The sequence below is a fragment of the Gardnerella sp. c23Ub_4 genome, from assembly GCF_055804115.1.
This window is the reverse complement of sequence record NZ_JANUYO010000001.1, coordinates 112124-131281: the sequence shown is the minus strand read 5'-3', so window position 1 is coordinate 131281 and position 19158 is coordinate 112124. Positions and strand designations below refer to the sequence as shown.

At 44.2% G+C, this 19158-nt stretch carries 14 protein-coding genes and 3 tRNA genes; 14 read left to right on the top strand and 3 right to left on the bottom strand.

Translation table 11 applies throughout. From position 1 onward, the window contains the following. Positions 1–53 precede the first annotated feature (53 nt). From valS to brnQ, 3 genes are all read left to right on the top strand, one after another. On the top strand, positions 54–2822 hold the full coding sequence (valS, locus tag NYP67_RS00620; protein ID WP_473411059.1) for a valine--tRNA ligase: 2769 nt from the start codon (positions 54–56) through the stop codon (positions 2820–2822). A gap of 167 nt (positions 2823–2989) precedes the next feature. Further along, complete coding sequence (gene argS, locus NYP67_RS00615; RefSeq protein WP_473411058.1) at positions 2990–4786, top strand: arginine--tRNA ligase; 1797 nt, start codon at positions 2990–2992, stop codon at positions 4784–4786. 223 nt (positions 4787–5009) lie between these two features. Beyond that, positions 5010–6524, top strand: a complete 1515-nt coding sequence (gene brnQ / locus NYP67_RS00610; protein ID WP_473411057.1) for a branched-chain amino acid transport system II carrier protein — start codon at positions 5010–5012, stop codon at positions 6522–6524. A 109-nt stretch (positions 6525–6633) separates the two neighbouring features. On the opposite strand, the gene NYP67_RS00605 is transcribed toward brnQ, so the two are convergent. Then, positions 6634–6981, bottom strand: a complete 348-nt coding sequence (locus NYP67_RS00605) for a phenylpyruvate tautomerase MIF-related protein (RefSeq protein ID WP_016831952.1) — start codon at positions 6979–6981, stop codon at positions 6634–6636. Positions 6982–7117: 136 nt separating this feature from the next. Here NYP67_RS00605 and NYP67_RS00600 point away from each other — a divergent pair, with 136 nt between their 5' ends. The 9 genes from NYP67_RS00600 to NYP67_RS00560 all read left to right on the top strand — a co-directional run bounded on the left by NYP67_RS00600 (position 7118) and on the right by NYP67_RS00560 (position 16821). After that, a complete protein-coding gene (locus NYP67_RS00600; RefSeq protein ID WP_016831953.1) occupies positions 7118–7627 on the top strand; it encodes a GtrA family protein in 510 nt (169 codons plus the stop codon). Between the two features lie 23 nt (positions 7628–7650). Next, positions 7651–8283 (top strand): histidine phosphatase family protein, encoded by a 633-nt coding sequence (locus NYP67_RS00595; RefSeq protein ID WP_016831954.1) that lies wholly within the window; start codon positions 7651–7653, stop codon positions 8281–8283. Between the two features lie 92 nt (positions 8284–8375). Further along, positions 8376–9347 (top strand): hypothetical protein, encoded by a 972-nt coding sequence (locus NYP67_RS00590; protein ID WP_415680906.1) that lies wholly within the window; start codon positions 8376–8378, stop codon positions 9345–9347. Between the two features lie 27 nt (positions 9348–9374). Next, positions 9375–10937: a glutamate--tRNA ligase gene (gene gltX / locus NYP67_RS00585; protein ID WP_473411056.1), complete on the top strand. Its 1563-nt coding sequence runs from the start codon at positions 9375–9377 to the stop codon at positions 10935–10937. 159 nt (positions 10938–11096) lie between these two features. Beyond that, positions 11097–11169 (top strand) — tRNA-Glu (locus tag NYP67_RS00580). A 40-nt stretch (positions 11170–11209) separates the two neighbouring features. Continuing rightward, positions 11210–11281 (top strand) — tRNA-Gln (locus NYP67_RS00575). A gap of 359 nt (positions 11282–11640) precedes the next feature. Then, the gene (locus NYP67_RS00570; RefSeq protein ID WP_004133527.1) at positions 11641–13086 is read left to right on the top strand and encodes a metallophosphoesterase family protein; all 1446 of its coding nucleotides are present in this window, start codon (positions 11641–11643) and stop codon (positions 13084–13086) included. Between the two features lie 98 nt (positions 13087–13184). Continuing rightward, positions 13185–14543, top strand: a complete 1359-nt coding sequence (murA, locus tag NYP67_RS00565; RefSeq protein WP_004133526.1) for a UDP-N-acetylglucosamine 1-carboxyvinyltransferase — start codon at positions 13185–13187, stop codon at positions 14541–14543. 184 nt (positions 14544–14727) lie between these two features. After that, positions 14728–16821: a serine/threonine protein kinase gene (locus NYP67_RS00560; RefSeq protein WP_473411055.1), complete on the top strand. Its 2094-nt coding sequence runs from the start codon at positions 14728–14730 to the stop codon at positions 16819–16821. A gap of 50 nt (positions 16822–16871) precedes the next feature. On the opposite strand, the gene NYP67_RS00555 is transcribed toward NYP67_RS00560, so the two are convergent. Both NYP67_RS00555 and NYP67_RS00550 read right to left on the bottom strand, forming a co-directional pair. Beyond that, positions 16872–16944 (bottom strand) — tRNA-Ala (locus NYP67_RS00555). A 125-nt stretch (positions 16945–17069) separates the two neighbouring features. Further along, positions 17070–17765 (bottom strand): DedA family protein, encoded by a 696-nt coding sequence (locus tag NYP67_RS00550; protein WP_004131648.1) that lies wholly within the window; start codon positions 17763–17765, stop codon positions 17070–17072. 195 nt (positions 17766–17960) lie between these two features. Here NYP67_RS00550 and NYP67_RS00545 point away from each other — a divergent pair, with 195 nt between their 5' ends. Together NYP67_RS00545 and rpsO are read left to right on the top strand one after the other, a co-directional pair. Beyond that, positions 17961–18617 (top strand): hypothetical protein, encoded by a 657-nt coding sequence (locus NYP67_RS00545; protein WP_004131650.1) that lies wholly within the window; start codon positions 17961–17963, stop codon positions 18615–18617. A 120-nt stretch (positions 18618–18737) separates the two neighbouring features. Next, the gene (rpsO, locus tag NYP67_RS00540) at positions 18738–19007 is read left to right on the top strand and encodes a 30S ribosomal protein S15 (protein WP_004131651.1); all 270 of its coding nucleotides are present in this window, start codon (positions 18738–18740) and stop codon (positions 19005–19007) included. Positions 19008–19158 lie beyond the last annotated feature (151 nt).

Genomic DNA, 19158 nt, shown 5'->3' with positions numbered 1-19158 from the left:
TCTTAGTGCTCTGTTATAGTGCGATGTCTCAGTGAGTTTCTAATATTCAGTTCATGAGTGAACAGGATAACACAGTAAAACACGCACATTTAACACCATTGCCTAATAAGGTTGGTGTTGATGGTCTTGAAGACAAATGGCGTAGCAATTGGGACGAAGCTGAGACTTACGCTTTCCACAATTCTCGCGACCGCAAGGCCGTGTATTCAATCGATACGCCGCCTCCAACGGTTAGTGGCCACTTGCACGTTGGTCACGTATTTTCTTACACGCATACGGATGTGATTGCGCGATATAAGCGCATGCAAGGCTTTGATGTGTTCTACCCAATGGGTTGGGACGATAATGGCTTGCCAACAGAGCGCCGCGTGCAAAACTATTACGGCGTGCGCGTAGATACTTCGCTTAAGTATGACCCTGATTTTAAGCCGCCATTTGAAGGTACTGAAGGCAAGAAGATTGAGGCAAAAGATCAGGTTCCTGTAAGCAGGCAAAACTTTATTGAGCTTTGCGAGCGATTGACTTCTCAAGATGAGAAGCTTTTTGAAGCTTTGTGGCGCAGGCTTGGTCTTTCTGTAGACTGGTCGCAAACTTATCACACGATTGGCGAGCAGCCTCGCCGAGTTGCTCAAAAAGCATTCTTGCGCAATCTTGCTCGTGGAGAGGCTTATCAGAAAGACGCTCCAGGCTTGTGGGATGTTACATTCCAGACTGCTGTTGCGCAGGCTGAGCTTGAAGCGCGCGAATACCCTGGTTTCTATCATAAGATTGCTTTCCGCTTTGAAGATGGTACGCCAATTTATATTGAGACTACGCGCCCAGAATTGCTTGCTGCTTGCACGTCTTTGATTGCACACCCAGACGATGAGCGTTACAAGAAGTACTTTGGCAAAGAAGTTTACTCGCCGCTGTTTAAGGTGAAAGTGCCGATTTTGGCGCATCCTGCAGCTCAAATGGACAAGGGTGCTGGCATTGCAATGTGCTGCACTTTTGGCGATGTAACAGACGTTGAGTGGTGGCGCGATTTGAGTTTGCCAACTCGACCAATCATTCAGCGAAACGGCCGCATTGTAATGACTACTCCTGATTGGATTACGGACGAGTCTGGCCGCGAAATGTTCGAGAAGATTGCTGGTAAAACCACGTTCTCTGCTCGCAAGGAAGTTGTTGAAGCTTTGCAAGCAGCTGGAGATATGGAAGGCGATCCAAAGCCAACAAAGCGTATGACGAACTTCTACGAAAAGGGCGATAAGCCTTTGGAAATCGTCACTTCTCGCCAGTGGTACTTAAAGAACGGCGGCACGGACGAAAAGCTGAACGCTGAGCTTATTGAGCGCGGTAAGGAACTTAACTTCCACCCAGACTTTATGCGCGTGCGCTACGAGAATTGGGTTCATGGCTTAAATGGCGACTGGCTTATTTCTCGCCAACGCTTCTTTGGTGTGCCATTCCCACTTTGGTACCCAGTAAACGAAAATGGGGAAGTTGACTACGAGCATCCTTTGACGCCTAGCGAAGACCGTTTGCCAATCGACCCAACTATTGACGTTCCAGAAGGCTTCGACGAGTCTCAGCGAGACCAGCCAAATGGCTTTACTGCTGAGCAGGATATTATGGACACTTGGGCCACATCTTCCTTAACTCCACAAATTGTGACTCGTTGGGAAGAGCCAGGTGAGGAAAATCAAGCTTTGTTTAAGGCTACTTTCCCAATGGATTTGCGTCCACAAGGCCAAGATATTATTCGTACTTGGCTGTTTAGTACGGTTGATCGTGCGCATCTTGAAAACGGATGCTTGCCTTGGAAGCATGCTGCGCTTTCTGGCTGGATTCTTGATCCTGACCATAAGAAGATGTCTAAATCTAAGGGCAACGTGGTTGTGCCAAATAAGCCAATCGAAGAGTTTGGTGCGGATGCTGTGCGTTACTGGGCAACTTCTGCAAAGCTTGGCTTGGATGCAACTTACGACGAAGGCCAGATGAAGATTGGCCGTCGCCTTGCGATTAAGCTTTTGAACGCTACAAAGTTTGCGCTCGCGATTGGTCGCGAAGATGAGGAACATCAGGTTCTTGAGTCTGCCAGCGCGGACTGGGATTTTGCAGACGTTACGGAAGTTTTGGATCGCTCTGTTATGGCAAAGCTTGCATCCGTTATTCGTACCGCAACTGATGCGCTTGAATCTTACGAGCATTCCAAGGCTTTGGAAGCAATCGAAACCTTCTTCTGGGAGTTCTGTGACGATTACATTGAGCTTGCAAAGAATCGTGCTTATGGAACTGCAGAATCCACTGGGCGCACTCCAAGCGAAGCTGCTGTAAAGTCTGCTCATACAACTCTTGGCCTTGCACTCGACACTTTGGCTCGCTTGCTTGCTCCTTACTTGCCTTACGCTACTGAAGAAGTATGGAGTTGGATGCACGACGGCGAAGGTTCTGTGCATCGCGCAAGCTGGCCATGCGCTAAGGCTTATGAGGCTGCTGCAAACGGAGTTTCTGCAGATACTTTGGCTTACGCGGGCGAGGCTTTGGCTACTTTGCGAAAGATTAAGTCTGAAGCAAAGGTTTCTATGAAGACTCCTATTTTGCAAGTGACTTTGAACGTTGCAGAAAATGCTTACAAGGCTGTTGAGGAGACTTTGGATGACGTTGCGGAAGCGGGACGCGTTACTGGAGAAGTAAAGCTTAACGCTGTTAAGGCTGCAGATGCTGGAGATTCGGCTGCGGATTCTTCTGCTTCTGATTCTGCGGAATCTGATGCAACTAATGTAAACGTTTCTGTTGCTCAAAGCGAACTCGGTGAAGCTCCTGCAAAAAAGAAGTAATTGCCAGTAATCGCAAGTAATCGAAAATGATTAATCGCGAAGTAACTAATCGTAAGCTGCTTCGCGATTAATTGCAAAACAAAAGCGCTGTAAGTCAATCTTCGACTTCAGCGCTTTTTGTGTATTGTAATCGCGAAGCATCGCGCGGTAACGCTAGACTGTAAACCATGAATCCAGAAAGCTTAAGTGAATTAATTGAAAAAATTGCTAAAGATTTAGTAGCAAGCGGTAAAGCTGGCAGTCTAACAGAAGATTTGATTCCTGCTGCCGAAAAACTTGCAGTTATGAGGCCAAAAGATCGCGCACACGGCGATTGGTCTACAAACGTTGCTATGCAGCTCGCTAAAAAAGCTGGTATGAAGCCTCACGATTTAGCTGAACTTTTTGCCGAGCGTTTGCAAGAAGCAGAAGGTATTGCGCGCGTAGAAGTGGCAGGCCCTGGCTTTATTAACATAACGCTTGATTCTGCTTCTGCGGCGGCTGTTGTTGACGAGGTCTTAAATCAGGGTGCTGATTTTGGCAAGAATACGCATTTGAGTGGCAAAACTTTGAATCTTGAGTTTGTTTCCGCAAATCCAACTGGCCCAATCCACATTGGTGGCACGCGCTGGGCAGCAGTTGGCGATTCTATGGCTCGAGTTTTGGAAGCGAACGGCGCAAAAGTTGTGCGCGAATACTACTTCAACGATCACGGTGAGCAAATCAACCGTTTTGCAAAGTCTTTAGTTGCTGCAGCTCACGGCGAAGAAACGCCTGCAGACGGCTATAAAGGCGCGTATATTAACGAAATTGCGGATGCGGTTATAAAAGAAGCGCAAGCAGACGGCGTTGACGTTCTTTCTTTGCCACGAATTGATCTTGGAAAAGATGAAGAAGGTTTGCCACTTGGCGAAGGCGATTCCGAGCAGCGAGAAGAGTTCCGCAAGCGCGCAGTGCCAATGATGTTTGCGGAAATTCGCAAGTCAATGCGTGATTTTCGTGTTGGTTTTGACGTGTGGTTCCACGAAAACAGCTTGTACGAGGACGGCGAAGTTGAGCGCGCTATTTCGGACTTGCGTGAGCGTGGAGACATTTTTGAAAAAGACGGCGCAACTTGGTTTGAATCCACCAAGCATGGCGACGATAAAGATCGCGTAATTATTAAGTCCGACGGCAATTACGCTTACTTTGCTGCAGATATTGCGTACTATCGTAACAAACGTCATCGCGAACAGAATCCTGCAGACGTAGCAATCTACATGCTTGGCGCGGATCATCACGGCTATATTGGCAGAATGATGGCAATGTGCGCGGCTTTTGGAGATAAGCCAGGCGAAAACATGCAGATTCTTATTGGCCAGATGGTAAACGTTATGAAGGACGGCAAGCCAGTACGCATGAGCAAGCGAGCTGGAAACGTTATTACGATTGACGATTTAGTTGATGCAATTGGCGTTGACGCTTCGCGCTACTCGCTTGCGCGCACAGATTACAACACAAGCGTTGATATTGATTTGGATTTGCTTGCTTCCCACAGCAACGATAATCCTGTGTACTATGTGCAATATGCTCACGCGCGCAGTTGCAATGTGGCTCGTAACGCGGCAGACGCTGGAATTAGTGCAGATGGAGCCGATTTAAGCTTGCTTAATACCGAGGCAGATGGCGAAGTGTTGGCTGCTTTGGCGCAATGGCCTGCGGCTCTGGCGCAAGCTGGCGATTTGCGCGCTCCGCACCGCGTTGCGCATTATCTTGAGGATTTGGCTGCAAGCTACCACAAGTGGTACAACCTTGAGCGCGTAGTGCCAATGGAGTTGAGCGACCCAGAAAATCGCTTGCCAGAGGCAGAGCGTGAGGCTATTCGCATTGCAAAGTGCCCAGAGCCAGCACGTGCTGCAGCTCGACTTAAGCTTAACGCTGCTGTGCGCACAGTAATCGCCTCTGGCCTTGATTTGCTTGGTGTTTCTGCTCCAGAAAAGATGTAGCTTTTTCTATTATTGCGCATTTGCCCTTTATTTAGGACGCTAGCTTTTATGTTAGCGTCCTTTTATTTTTACAAAAAGACACGCGCGAAATTGCAAATTTTTGTCTATTAAGTACATGCGATTTATTAATATACCCCCTAATATTATTTTTCGGTTTCAGTTTTGTTATTCAATGCGTTAAATAATATGCTTAAACAATTTTTCACCATATAGGAGGTGTAGCATGAGCGTCACAACACAAAGTGTCAGCACAGACAGTGCCCCGAAAAAAAGGAACTTGACAATTATTGAATCCGCATACGTGGCGGTCATGTTGTTTGGCATGTTCTTTGGTGCTGGAAACCTTATTTTCCCAGTATTTCTTGGTGCTAACGCAGGAAACAATTCTGCTCCTGCAACAATCGGCTTTATTGTTACTGGCGTTGGTTTGCCATTACTTGGTGTTACAGCTCTTGCAATGAGTCGCGCAAACGGCCTTTTTGAACTTTCAAGCAAAGCTAGTAAAAAATACGGCATGTTCTTTACATGCGTTCTTTATTTAACAATTGGCCCGTTCTTTGCAATTCCGCGATGCGCAACAACTTCATACACTGTTGGCTTGGAGCGAATTATTCCGCAAGACGGAAATGGGCAATTGTACTTGTTCTTGTTCTCTGTAGTGTTCTTTGCGCTCGCGTTCTTCTTTGCTATGAAACCAAGCGGCATACTAACGTGGGTTGGTAAAGTTCTTACGCCAATCTTCCTTGTGTTCCTAGCGGTTTTGGTATTTACTGCACTATTTTCTCCTATAAGCGGTGCTTCTTCGGATGCTGCTCCTATGGGAAATTACGTTAATAAGTCATTCTTTACAGGATTCTTAGATGGCTACAACACAATGGATGCTTTAGCTAGCTTGGCATTTGGAATTGTGGTTGTTAGCACCATTCGCCAGTTTGGTGTAAAAGATCCTAAAGATGTGGCAGTAAATACTGCTCGCTCTGGATTCTTTAGCTGCTTGCTAATGGCTTTGATTTACGTTGCGATTGTTGTTGTTGGTGTGCGTAGCCGTGCTCTGTTCCCACCTGCGGAAAATGGTGGCGTAACTTTGGCACAAGTTGCACGCTACCATCTTGGAAATGCTGGCTTATTCGTGCTTGCTGCAACAGTAACGCTTGCCTGCTTAAAGACTGCGGTTGGATTAATCGTAAGCTGCTCGGAAACCTTCTCTAAGTTATTCCCTAAGGGTCCTAGCTACCGTGTTTGGGCTGTATTGATTACGCTTGTTTCGTTTGGTCTTGCAAACTTTGGATTGAGCGCAATCATCGAATACGCGGTTCCAGTATTAATGTTCTTGTATCCACTGTCAATCGTATTGATTCTTTTGGCTTTGTGTGGTCGACTTTTTGGAAATTCCAAGGTCGTGTATGCTTGGACACTTGGTTTTACTGGTGTTGCAGCTGTATTTGACTTTTTGAATAGTTTGCCAACAGCTTTGCGCAACGCATTGCATATGAACGATATGTTGATTGTTGCTCAAAACTGGTTGCCGTTCTCGGAATTTGGAATGGCTTGGGTTTGCCCTGCTGTTGTTGGATTTGTTGTTGGCTATGTTCGCATGGTTATATGTGACAACAAAGGTATGGAAGAAGTGGCTCGCGTAGCTGCTGGCCCAGATCTTGAAGGCAGCGTTGCTAATAGCGATGATTATTCTTCCAGCGAATCTGAGCTTGATGAACCTAGTTTTGGCAATCAATCTTAGTGACTAATTCATATTTATTTGTATAGATAGTTGCAATAATAAATAATCGCCATATTTTGGTGCGTATTTTACGTAACAAGATATGGCGATTTTTGTATAAAACTTGCGACTAGAAGTTGCCGCCGTTCCAGCCCCAGTCAGTTGTTGCAGTGTAGCGAATGTAAGTGCGATCTTGTGGTATTCCAAGCTCGCTCTCCAAAGCCGCCATAATTTGCTCAGTTAACTTTTCCCAAGCCGAACCAGGCACGCTAGAGCCAAAAACGTTCACTTCAACGTATGCTGCAGGCTTAGTATTATCTCCAGCAAAATAAATTGGCATATTGTCTTCGAATGGGCACATAAGCCAATGCTCGCTTTTGCCTGGAACTGCACTAATCGCCTTGCCGTATGCTGCTTTTAAGGCATCGCGCTGTTCTGGCGTAGTGCTTACAGAAACATGAGTGTGAATAACTGGCATAATCGCTCCTTTGCTAAGTTTTATGAATTTTCTAAGTTTATAAACTTGTGCTGCGCAACATATGTTACGCAATAATAAACCTGTGTTACGCAATAATTATAGTAAATTGTTAGCCTCCGCGTGTTTAATTGAATGTATGAAAAAACTTATTGAACAGGTTGTTAAGTTTGGAATCGTAGGAATCATTGCGCTGATTATTGACGTAGTATTGCTAAATCTGCTTCTTCTTGTGCATCTTAATAACGTTGTTGCTGGAACAATATCTTTTATAATCTCGCTTATTTTTAACTACATTGCCAGCATGAAGTACGTGTTTAAGCACCGAAAAGACATGGCTCGTTGGATGGAATTGCTGATTTTTGTTATTTCTGCAGTTATTGGTTTGCTTATTAACGATGCGATTATTTGGCTTAGCACGCTTGGAATGGCACAAACTTTGCGTGGTACTGCGATTTACATGCTTCGCACAAACATTGGCAAGCTTATTGCAACAGTTGTTGTAGCTGTGTGGAATTTTGTTATTAGAAAGTGGCTTTTAGACGACACAAAGTCGCAAAAACCTGATTATGATGCCGCTAAAGACAATACTTTTGCTCACAAGTTGGGCGAGTGGTCGTTAAGTAACACTCCAAAAGGCTGGAAGTAGGTTTGGAAGTAGGTTTATAAAATATGCAAGCTACGACTATTCATTTTGTGCGTCACGGGGAAGTGGAAAATCCAAATCACGTGCTTTACGAGAGGCTCCCAGGATTTCACTTATCTAATCGCGGCTTAAAAATGGCTCGCGCTACTGCGCAATATATTGCGACTGTTCCGCAAATGCGTGGGATTAGCGCGATTTACTCGTCTCCTTTAGAGCGCACGCAAGAAACAGCGCAACAAATCGCAAGCGCTTTGCAAATCGGCCCGATTATTTTAGACAAACGTCTAATCGAAGCAGAAAACAATTTTCGAGGGAAAAGAATCGGCTACGGCGAAGGCGCTTTGTGGAAAAACAACAATTGGAAGCTTGTATCTAACTTGTGGAAGCCAAGTTGGGGAGAATCCTACAAAAGCATTGCTGCGCGCGTTGGCGATTTTGCGTGCGAGCAAGTAAAAAATCACCCAGGCGAGCAAATCGTAGCTGTAACGCACGAATCGCCAATATGGTCTTATCGTCATTTGCTAGAAACGGGTCACGCGGAGCACAATATGCTTTTGCGCAAAACGGCCTTGGCGTCGATTACTTCGATTACGTATGATTGCGCAAATATGAATGTGCTTTCCATCACATATGTGGATCCTGCGGCGCGTGTGCAATAGAACGTGTGGAATAATAAGCAATAGACTTTAAAATATGCATAAAAGATGCGTAGAAACCGTGTTTTTTACAGCTAATGCGAAGGAGCGTTATTATGGGTGATTCTGTAGAAAAGCTGGATTCAAAGGCTTTGAGTCTGCTTGAGTCTGCTGCAAAGTCGGCCGCGGATTTAACTAAATTGTGGCCTTTAAGCGAAGCTCGCCATTTAGATAATGACGCAAAATATGCTGAAAATCTTGAGGTTAGGGCGATTCGCACTATTGCTCGAATTATTACAGATTTAGACGTTACTGTTCCAGATGCAGAGTTTGTGTATGAAGGTGCAGACGAAATTCCAGGACGCCCGCAAGAGATAGTTGACGCGCTTTTGGCTGCTGCAAGCGCTTACGATGATATGGATTTATGCTACGACCCAGACTATAGCGAAGCGCAAGAAGAGCTAGAAAACAACACGAATGATGTTAACGCTATTTTTAGCAAGCTTGAATCCAATCTTTCTAACGATGTTAACGCAATCAACGGTGCTGCGGATTCTTTAAGCGTTGCAGGGAATTGGAGCGTTGAGAGCTTGCAAGATGCGTTTAGGTGCGCAAAACAAGAGTGTGAACAATCATATGAACAAGAGCGCGATTTTTACGGGATTAATCCTGTAGAATCGCAAAAAATTACGGCAATACTTTCTATTCTTAAAAGTCTTATTGAAAAAACCGGCAACATTTACGAAACTTTGCCTATATTCCTATATATTAACGAGGTGTGCGAGTGTGCTGGAGTTCCGCGAATGATGTTTAAGGATAATCAGTGGCGTGAGCTTGTTGATTGCGCAAAAAGTGGTAAGACTGGCGATGATGGCGAAAATAGTAAAAATAGTATGAGCGCGCTGGTTGAATTTGCGGCTCCATTGCTTGAGCGTGAATGGTCAAAGCATAAGGAAGACGTTCTTTGGGACCCAGAAGAGGCTAAGAAGCTTGCAAAAGAAGAAGACGATAGAAAATCTCGCGAAGCTCTTGCTGCTAAGTTTGCGCATGTGGAAGGTAATAAGGAATCAACTCAAGCTCTTGACTAGATAGGCACGTCCGTAACGCGCGGCACAATGGAACCTATGACTGATACAGAGGAAACTCAAGAAGTTGCTAATAATGCAACAAAATCCACAAAGCCTGAACTTCCAAAGAATGTTCGCGTGCGTTTTTGCCCTTCGCCAACTGGTACGCCTCACGTAGGTATGGTTCGTACCGCTCTGTTTAACTGGGCGGAGGCTCGCCACACGCATGGCAAGTTGCTTTTCCGCATTGAAGACACGGACAACGAGCGAGATAGCGAAGAAAGCTACCAGCAGATTATTGAGGCTCTTCGTTGGCTAAATATTGATTGGGACGAGGGCATTGATGTTGGCGGAGAAAATGGCCCATACCGCCAGTCCCAGCGTATGGAAATTTATAAAGACGTAGCGAAAAAGCTTTTTGAAGCAGGATACGCTTACGAATCATTCTCTACTCCAGAAGAGATTAAAGAGCGCAATATTGCTGCAGGTAGACCAGCTGAGTTTGGTTACGACGGTTACGACAGAAACCTTACTGAGGAGCAGAAGCAAGCTTTCCGCGAGGAGGGTCGCAAGCCTGCGCTTCGCTTGAAGATGCCAAATGAAGACATTACTTTTAACGATTTAATTCGTGGCGAAATCATTTTTAAGGCGGGTTCTGTTCCAGATTATGTGATTGTGCGCCCGAATGGCGATCCGCTTTACACGCTTACGAACCCTGTTGACGATGCGTTGATGGATGTAAACGTGGTTTTGCGCGGTGAAGATATTCTTAGCTCCACGCCTCGCCAGATTGTGCTTTACCGTTATCTTATGGAAATGGGAATTGCTAAGGAAACTCCGCTTTACGGCCATATGCCTTACGTTATGGGCGAAGGCAAGAAGAAGCTTTCTAAGCGAGACCCTGAGTCCAACTTGTTCTTGCATAGAGATAACGGCTTTATTCCAGAAGGCTTGCTGAACTACTTGGCTTTGCTTGGCTGGTCTATTGCGCCTGATCGCGATGTGTTCACTATGGACGAGATGATTGAAAAATTCGATGTGCGCGACGTTAAGGCAAATCCTGCACACTTTGACTTGGATAAAGCAATTTCGATTAACGCTGAGCATATTCGTATGCTCGATCCGCAAGATTTCTTGAACCGTTCTGTGCCTTACTTGCATAAGGATGGCGTAGTTAGTGCGGATAATTGGGATGCGTTAACTGACCGCGAGCGTGAAGTACTCACCGCTGCTGCGCCTCTTGTACAGCCTCGCGTGCGTTTGCTTGGCGAGGTCGCTGGAATGGTTGGCAGCCTGTTAAGTGAAGATGGCTACATTGCTCCAGATGACGACGCTCGTAAGCAGTTGAAGGAATCTGCAGGAGAGGTTCTTGACGCTGCGCTCGCTGCCTTGAAGGACGTTGATGCTTCTGATTGGCATACGGATTCCTTGCACGAGCTTTTGAACAAGAAGCTTGTTGAGGAAGCTGGATACAAGCCGCGATTGGCGTTTGGCCCTGTGCGAGTGGCTCTTTCTGGCCGCCGCGTTTCTCCTCCGCTTTTCGAATCCATGGAAATCGTGGGCAAAGACGTGACTTTGGCTCGCTTGGCTGGATTGCGTGAGCATTTGTAAAAATGATTAAGCTTAATGCTGTTTTGCCCCCATGCTTGTTGATTTTTGACTTGCATGGGGGCATTTTGTAGCTGATGCGACACGCCGCTAGTTGCATATACTTGCGTTATGTTGTAAAGTCGACATTTGTTGCGTCTAGAGGCGTAGCAAATAAATTAAGCCCCCGTCGTCTAGCGGCCTAGGACTACGCCCTCTCACGGCGCCAACACCGGTTCAAATCCGGTCGGGGGTACAAAGACGGAACGGTTCCAAGAGCCGCGAAGCCTGCCAATTGGGGTATGGTGTAATTGGCAACACAGGTGATTCTGGTTCATCCATTCTTGGTTCGAGTCCAGGTACCCCAGCGAATAGCTCTCGTAATCGCGGGGGCTTTTTCTTTTTCAACTTCCGCAAATGAATCTTACGAAAATCCCACTCAAAGCTTACACAAAACAAAACCCCGAGTGATTGGCTCGGGGTTTGAAAGAAGAGAAGAAGAGAGGTTCAGTTATTAGTTCTAAATCACTGATTATTGTGATTTATTCCGTCTATGCTTTATATCTAACCACTCTTTTCTTAATGCGAATAGGTTATTAGCTTAAAGTTATCTTAAAATATTGTAAAAAAACGCTATTTTTGCGGCGTTTTGCGGCCTTCTGCCGTGTTTTTCTGTGTTTTTCCGTGTTTTGTTGATACGCCAGATGCTGTGCCGTATGCTTGAACTATGTTAGAAATTGCAGAATCTGATAAAAGCGACTCTAAGATTTTGGAAAGTAGTCTAAACGGGCAGGCGACTTCTCCAAACGCTAAGTCGTCAAGTTTTGCTAAGTCATCTAATGTGTCTAAGTCATCTAATGCATATGATTCGTCAAAGCTACCAACATCCGTCTCTGCAAGATTAGGTAAGTTGCAATTTCATCTTTCGGGAAAATTCCGTGTTTTACAGTTTGCAGATGTTCAAGATGCGCCAAAAATCAGCAAAGACACGATTAAGCTTATAGAGTCTGCTTGCGATGCAGTTAGGCCAGATATTGTGATTTTTAGTGGCAATCAAATTGCAGGATATGCTAAAGATTTTGCGAACACATTTGTGCGAAGACGCTGGGATGAGTCGCAAGATAACCGTGGAGTAGGTGCGCGTGGAGTAGATGCGCGCAAGTCGCATGAAAAAGATTTGCAAAATACGCGCAAAAAAGTCTTAGATCATATTAAATGCATGGTAAAGCCTTTAGAAGAACGCTCAATTCCTTGGGCGCTAACGTACGGGAATCACGATTTTCAGTGCGGATTAAGCAACGCGGAGCTGGATTCTTTGTATCAAGAGTTTTCGGGATGCTTGAATCGCCAGCAAACCGATGGAGAATTTTCTAGCGGATCCGCCATGTCTCTTCCAAAAAGCATTTTGCCAAATCAAATCATATTTCCTTGTAAAGCAGGAACATTCGCTTTGCCTGTTATGGACGTAAATCAAGAAAAAGTCGTATTTTCTATTGTTCTTGTAGATTCTGGCGATTACGAAAAGCGCGGCGGCTACGGAAGTCCTTCTAGCAAGGCACTTGACTTTTTAGCGGATTTGCCAAACTTTTTGCCGCCAAAATTCTGCGTTTTTCAGCATTTTCCGCTTCCGCAATACTACGATTTACTGCGCGAAGTTGCTAAAGATTGCGCTGCTAAAGAAAACGCTATCGAAGGATATAGGCGTTTTGCTGGAAAATACTACGCTTTAGACGATAATTGCGTTTTGCCAGATGGGTATCTTGGAGAAGGCGTGAGCTGCCCAGATAAAGACAGTGGGGAATACAATATTTTGCAAAAGATTGGTGCTTTTGCTTTTTGCGCAGGGCACGATCACAGAAACGCGTTTGCGGGCAGGTGCAAGGATTCTGGCATGCTTCTAATGGCCACTGCAACGTGCGGTTTTGCATCTTATGGGCCAGTGGCTTCTAAATGCGGAGCAAGGCTTCTTGAGTTCGACATTCGTCATCCTTACGAGCCTAGAACGCAAATGCTGGAATTTGGCGATTTAGTTGGCAAAGCATCGTCTAAAAAAGCGTACACATATGGATTAAACGCGGATTGTAGCCACGATTTGCCAGAAGTCGATTTATTGCAAAAGCCTTCACTTTTTGCAAGGATTTTAAGAAGATGGCGGTCTATAGTTGCAAAATAGCACGCGATTATTGTGCGATTGCAACGTCGTTTACATGCGATTGGCACGCGTATCGGTATTATAGTTATTAGTTTTAGTTGCAAACGAAAGAGGTAAATGTGTCTGCGCAAAACACGGCTGAACATAACGAAAGTGGCATCGACGCTGCAGACGTTTTACATGTAGAAGGTGGCAAGCCGCTTAACGGAACGATTAAAGTTCGTGGCGCAAAAAACTTTGTTAGCAAGGCGATGGTTGCAGCGCTGCTTGCTCCTGGAAAATCCGTGTTAAAAAATGTTCCAGAGATTAGAGATGTTCACGTTGTTTCGGATTTGCTTCGATTGCACGGTGTAAATGTAAGCGTTGATGGTGCTGCAGGCGTTGTTAGCATTGACGCAAGCAATGTTCAACTTGCAGACGTTGCCGACGTAGACACGTTATCGGGGTCTTCTCGCATTCCGATTCTGTTTTCTGGCCCGCTTCTTCACAGGCTTGGCGAGGCTTTTATTCCAGCGCTTGGTGGGTGCAATATTGGTGGGCGTCCTATAGACTTCCATCTTGAAACTTTGCGCAAGCTCGGCGCAAATGTAAATAAAGACCACGAAGACGGTATTCACATTACTGCTCCAAACGGTTTGCACGGAACTAAAATCCATCTTCCTTACCCTTCGGTTGGTGCCACTGAGCAAACTCTTCTTGCTGCTGTTCTTGCAGAAGGAAAAACGGAGCTTTCGGGTGCAGCAATCGAGCCAGAGATTATGGATTTGGTGGCCGTTTTGCAAAAAATGGGCGCAATCATCTCTGTAGACGTTGATCGCACGTTTAGAATTGAGGGCGTTGATAAGCTTCAAGGTTACAATCACACTGCTTTAACAGATAGGATTGAGGCGGCATCTTGGGCTTCGGCAGCGCTTGCGACTCACGGAGATGTGTTTATTAAAGGCGCAACTCAGCCAGAAATGATGACATTCTTAAACGTGTTCCGCAAAGTTGGCGGCCAGTTTGACGTTGCAGATAATGGTATTCGATTCTGGCATCCAGGCGGAGACTTGCATCCAGTTGCTATTGAAACCGACGTTCATCCTGGTTTTATGACAGATTGGCAGCAGCCGCTTGTTGTTGCTTTAACGCAAGCTAAAGGTTTGAGCATTGTGCATGAAACAGTGTATGAGAATCGTTTTGGCTTTACAAAGCCGCTTGTGCAAATGGGTGCTATGATTCAGCTGTATCGCGAGTGCCTTGGCTCGCTTCCTTGTCGATTCCAGCAGCGCAATTACAAGCATTCTGCTGTGATTTTTGGACCAACACCTCTTACTGGTCAAGATATTGATGTTCCAGATTTGCGTGGTGGCTTTAGTCATCTTATTGCAGCTCTTACAGCTAAGGGGCCATCTAACGTTAAGGGTATTTCGCTTATTGACCGCGGTTATGCAGACTTTAGAGGAAAGCTCACTGCTCTTGGCGCAGACATTGATTGATTAGTGTGATTAATACTAGCAATGCAAGCAATGTAAGCAATGTGGATAACTTTTCCCTTATTTTTCTAGGACTTTGATGGCTTTGGTACACATTTTCCATTAAGTCTTTTCTTTGCATGAATTAGTGCATAGAGTTTAGCGCACAGGATTATTATCGGTTTGATTTTATGAAAGTGCGGTAAATATGGTTTGTGTAGGTGGAAAATATCAGCTTTTGGGAAAGCTTGGTTCGGGCGGAACTTCTAGCGTTTATCTTGCTGTAGATAATGTTTTACACAAAAAATGGGCTGTTAAAGAAACGTCTAATGAGAATTTAGATAGTGATAAAAAAGCTTTGATTTTGCAATCGCTTCGAGCAGAAGTCGAGGTTTTGAATCATTGCAATCATCCTTGTATTCCTAGAATCGTTGATTTTTTTGAGGAAAATGGCAGAGCGTACGCAGTTCGCGACTATGTTGAGGGAAGTTCGCTAAAAACGATTATTACGCAAAGCGGAGTTATTAGCCCTAGTCAAGTATGCGCTTTAGGAATCCAGCTATGCGAATTATTGCAATACCTTCACTCGTTAAATCCAGCTGTTGTTTATTGCGACTTAAAACCTTCTAACGTTATGATTTCTAATGATTCTAGTGTGCATCTAATTGATTTTGGCTCTGCATTAGAGCTTAAAGGCGAAGATGGTGTTTTGGTGCAACCAAGTCGATTTAAGCAAGATGCGCGTTTTGCAACATGTGGATTTGCAGCTCCCGAGCTTTTTGAGCAGGATGCTAAAATCGGCGTTTTTACAGACGTTTATGCGCTTGGAGCAACGTTGTTTTACGCGCTTACGGGTACATGCTATTGCGAGAGTTCCAATCATTCCGATTCCTCTTTAAGTTTTAACAATTCCGATTTTTCTAGTTTTTCTAGTAATCAGACTTTAGATTTTAAGGATTCTAATAAATCTCATCCGCTTACTAACTTCGATTTGAGCTGCGACGATTGCGATAGTGGTGTGCGCTATGTGTTAATGCGCGCATTGGCGCATAATCCAAAGGACCGATACGAAGATTGTGCGGAGTTTTCTCAAGCGTTAAAAGATTGTTTAGAAGATTTAGAATTTGGCGAAAAAGTTGAGTCAAATATGGGAGAATCTGGTCTTGTTTTGCGCAATAAAGAACGTGCGAGAGGTGCGCAAACTCGCAAAAAATATGATGCAAGTCGTAGCAGCCATGCTCTCTCGCGATTGCGCGTAGAAAGTGGTAATCAAAATATTGGCAAAAGACACAAGAAAAATGGTGTTAAAAATGGTGTTAAAAATGGCAAGAAAAATATTTTTAAGATTGTTTGTTGCGCCTTAATGGCATTTATTGGATGTATTGTTTTTGCATTTGCTTGTAAATCCGTAATAACAAACGCAAGTAGAGCAAAAGTAAGCGAACTGCGCTCATATGTAAAAAGCGGCAATATCCCTACAAAAAACAAGAACGCTAGCAACATAACAAGCAGTGTACAAGAATATAAAAAGTACATGTCTAAGGCTGCAAAATCAACAGATTCTAAGCAAATTGTTGAATATGTTAACAAAGCTATGTCTTTACAAGTAAAGCTTTTTAATGCAAATGTTCAGCCTATATCCATTCAGCCAGCGTTGCGACTTTTAGTAAACCAGATTGAAGATTTTCGATGGAGTGCAAGCGAAAGAGAAGATTTTACGTCGTTTGTTAATAAGTACAAGTCGGATCTTAAAAAATCCGAAGATTGGTATGAATTATGCTTATCTGTTGGAAAAGCGTATTGGTATTACGGTGTTAAAGATAAAGAAGAATCAAGTAGTGCGAATAGAAAGGAACGTATTGAACAGTCTGCAAAGTGGTTTGAAGAGGCGCTAAAGGGTGTTAAGGCAAAGGATTATGAGTCAGCGTTAATGTATTCCACGCTTGGCAAAGGCTACTTAGATCTTACAAACTATTCACAAGCTAAGCCAAAGCCTAAAGTGCGAGAGTATGCTGGAAAGTTGCGCGCTTTTGTTGAAAATGCAAAGAAAAACGAAAATGAGATTGTAAAAATAGATGCAAGTGAGATTGTGTTTGAGTCCCTGAACTCTTGGAGTGCGCAATTTAAGGCAGATGGCGTAAATCAAGATATTGTTGAAAAGATTTTTGACGATGCGTTGGATTTAGCGCGGTCTTTGAAGTCGCAAAATAAAAACGTTGATAACAGAGTTAAGAGCATAATGAGCCAGGCGGATCCGCTAATCGATTCGATTGAAAACGCATTCGATAACAGCGGTGCTTAGGATTTGCAAAGAAAAAGCCCACTGCGGTGGAATGAATGCAGTGGGCTTAGTGGAGCTAATGGTAATCGAAACCACGACCTCTTCGATGCGAACGAAGCGCTCTACCAACTGAGCTATAGCCCCAATGTTTTACACAACTCTGCACACTGTACTACAAAATGCGTAAAAGTACAACGCTAGAAGTGATGGAGTGTTGTAAAACACGATTAATTTTGCTTAAGTTATTTTGCTTAAGTTATTTTGTTAAGCTAATTCTGGTGCGCTTCGTTTTCTAAGCGTTTTTTGGCTTTGTTGGCAGCGTGAGCTTTGTAAAGCCCAATAAAAGTTGGAACAAGAGAAATAAGCAAAATCGCCACTATAACAAGCTCAAAATTCTTTTGAACAAAAGGAATATTGCCAAAGAAGTAGCCGAGAAGAGTAAAAAGCGATGACCACACTATTCCGCCAAGAACAGAAAAAGGAGTAAAACGAGTCCAGCGCATGCCAGAAATGCCAGAAATAAATGGCATAAATGTGCGTATAAATGGGAAGAATCTGCCTAAGAACACGGCAATTGGTCCCCACTTATCAATCATTTGCTCTGTTTTAGCAATGCGTTCTGGTGTTAAGGCCTTAACTTTGCCTGATTCAACGATTCGCCTGCCAAAAAAGTGGCCAATAAAGTAGTTGCATTGGTCACCAATAATGGGCGCAATCCAAACAACGGCGAGCAAAATCGCAAGTGGAAGCGAGCTTTTACCTGTTTGTGCATCTGGTGCTGCAAAGAATCCAGCAGCAAAAAGCAAGGAATCGCCAGGCAAGAATGGGAAGAACACAACGCCTGTTTCAATAAAGATGATTAGAAAAATCAATCCTAGTGCGGGTGCAGTTCCCATAGCAATCCAGCCAGCTATAGCAGAGCGCGGATCTTTAAGAAGGTTAAGAATAAAATGAATAAAACCCATGTGTGTACCTAAATCTGTTTGTGATTGCGCATTTTGTTGCAATCGCGTGGAGTATCATTATATTGCACGCTTTAGATAGGGGAATGTGGCTGGTAAGGTATTCACTAAGATTTGCCGTTACTAGATTTGTTGTAACAAATTTAATCTAGTCTAATCAGCACTAAGAGTTTAGCACGTTAAAGGAGAGTGCAAGAGATGGATCAGCGTAAAGCAAACGCTAATGCTGCTAATGCTAACGCAGATGAAACCCTTGAGTCGCCTGGCGAATTGGAGTCGGAGCTTTCTATAGCAGATATCTCCAAGCGCCACTCAAATCCTAAGCGTTGGGTGCTTTATTTTGCGATTCTTCTTGTAGCGGTTGTTGTTCCTTATTGGGCAGGTAGAACTTTGGCAGTTCAACACACTGCTTGGGTTGTTAAGAATTTTTCTGGATTATCTGCGCAGGGAGTTGTGTTTATTGCTTGGGTTACAACAGTTGCAACCGCTACAGCTTTGGCAATGGCGCTAATTGAGTCTAGTAGATGGCTTTGGCGATTCTTGTTTGTTGTTTTTCTAACGATTGAACAATTTATTAGCGGATTATGCTTGTTGCGCTTAAGTTTTTGGTATTCAACATACGTTGTTTATGGGTCAGCAAGTGGACTTGCAAATGCTGCAAATCTTGGAATAATCTCTGCTGGATTTGGCGTTGCTGTTTATGCGATTTTATTTGTTGGATTGCTTGTAATGGTTCCTAAAAAGTCGCGATTAAACGTTTTGACTTGCAGCTGGGCTTCGTTAATAATGTTTTACGCTATTGAAGTTCTTGCGATTCTTGTTGTGATTTTTGGTGGATTTATTACTGCTATGTAGGCTTTATAAGCTTGTTTGGGCATAGTTGTAACATTGAAACTCGGCGTGTAACGCCCGCGGATTTGCAAGCGCTGTATTAAAGGATGCGGCACCGCGCAGTAACTACATAAGGAGGACGCCGTGGCATTAACGGCTGAAGATAAGAAGAACATTATCAACGAATACGCAACGCACGAGGGTGACACGGGTTCCCCAGAGGTTCAGGTTGCTTTGCTCAGCAAGCGCATCTCCGACCTTACCGATCACTTGAAGGAGCACAAGCATGATCACCACTCTCGTCGTGGTATGATGCTCATGATTGGTGACCGTCGTCGTCTTCTTGATTACTTGAAGCGCGTAGACATTAATCGCTATCGTTCTTTGATTGATCGACTCGGATTGCGTCGATAAGTCTTTTTGCCCGAGCATAAGCTCGGGCTTTTGTATTTATGCATCTGTATTTATGCGTATTGTTTATGCAATTCTAGTGAATTTAGTGTGTTTGAAGTAGAATTAAAAAGCTTGATTAAATGGCTGAATTTGAGGTTTGAAGATTTAAGTT

Bases quoted from the DNA above. Each gene is read 5' to 3' on its own strand.
- NYP67_RS00550 (WP_004131648.1), bottom strand. From the start codon at position 17,765: ATGGGTTTTATTCATTTTATTCTTAACCTTCTTAAAGATCCGCGCTCT.
- NYP67_RS00545 (WP_004131650.1), top strand. From the start codon at position 17,961: ATGGATCAGCGTAAAGCAAACGCTAATGCTGCTAATGCTAACGCAGAT.
- argS (WP_473411058.1), top strand. From the start codon at position 2,990: ATGAATCCAGAAAGCTTAAGTGAATTAATTGAAAAAATTGCTAAAGAT.
- valS (WP_473411059.1), top strand. From the start codon at position 54: ATGAGTGAACAGGATAACACAGTAAAACACGCACATTTAACACCATTG.
- NYP67_RS00605 (WP_016831952.1), bottom strand. From the start codon at position 6,981: ATGCCAGTTATTCACACTCATGTTTCTGTAAGCACTACGCCAGAACAG.
- NYP67_RS00570 (WP_004133527.1), top strand. From the start codon at position 11,641: ATGTTAGAAATTGCAGAATCTGATAAAAGCGACTCTAAGATTTTGGAA.
- NYP67_RS00590 (WP_415680906.1), top strand. From the start codon at position 8,376: ATGGGTGATTCTGTAGAAAAGCTGGATTCAAAGGCTTTGAGTCTGCTT.
- gltX (WP_473411056.1), top strand. From the start codon at position 9,375: ATGGAACCTATGACTGATACAGAGGAAACTCAAGAAGTTGCTAATAAT.
- NYP67_RS00600 (WP_016831953.1), top strand. From the start codon at position 7,118: ATGAAAAAACTTATTGAACAGGTTGTTAAGTTTGGAATCGTAGGAATC.
- NYP67_RS00595 (WP_016831954.1), top strand. From the start codon at position 7,651: ATGCAAGCTACGACTATTCATTTTGTGCGTCACGGGGAAGTGGAAAAT.
- NYP67_RS00560 (WP_473411055.1), top strand. From the start codon at position 14,728: ATGGTTTGTGTAGGTGGAAAATATCAGCTTTTGGGAAAGCTTGGTTCG.
- brnQ (WP_473411057.1), top strand. From the start codon at position 5,010: ATGAGCGTCACAACACAAAGTGTCAGCACAGACAGTGCCCCGAAAAAA.